Below are 608 nucleotides of genomic sequence, written 5' to 3'. Positions count from 1 at the left end.
CCGCTCCAGCCAGCCGTGGGACGGCAACGACATGGACCACTACGCCGACGACTTGGCCGCGGTGATCGACGCGCTGGACCTGCACGACGTCACCCTGGTCGGCTTCTCCACCGGCGGCGGCGAAGTGGCGCGCTACATCGGCCGTCACGGCACCGGCCGGGTGAAGAAGGCGGTCCTGGTGTCGGCGGTGCCGCCGATCATGGTCCGCACCGCGGACAACCCGGGCGGCGTGCCGCCGGAGGTGTTCGACGGGATGCGCAAGGCGTCGCTGCAGAACCGCGCCAGGCTGTACCTGGACATCGCCTCCGGCCCGTTCTTCGGCTTCAACCGGCCGGGCACCAAGCCTGACCCGGCGCTGGTCCAGAGTTTCGTGGCGCAGGGCCTGCAGGCTGGGCACAAGAACACCTACGACTCGATCGCCGCGTTCTCGGCGACCGACTTCCGCGCGGACCTGGCGAAGTTCGACGTGCCCACCTTGGTGATCCACGGTGGCGACGACCAGGTCGTGCCGATCGACATCTCCGGACGCGCCTCCGCGGCGCTGGTCAAGGACGCGCGGCTGATCGTGTACCCGGACGGCCCGCATGGCATCACCGACACCCACAAGG

1 protein-coding gene is annotated in these 608 nt (G+C 69.9%); it reads left to right on the top strand.

The genetic code is table 11. From position 1 onward, the window contains the following. Positions 1-31 precede the first annotated feature (31 nt). Positions 32-608: alpha/beta hydrolase (locus tag J7523_RS20410; RefSeq protein ID WP_291890629.1), on the top strand; the 577-nt coding region annotated here is incomplete at its 3' end.

Origin of the sequence: Cellulomonas sp. (assembly GCF_017744555.1) — a bacterium.
GTDB lineage: Bacteria > Actinomycetota > Actinomycetes > Actinomycetales > Cellulomonadaceae > Cellulomonas.
Note: the sequence above shows the minus strand (reverse complement) of the source record. Positions and strands in the feature narration are given on the sequence as shown.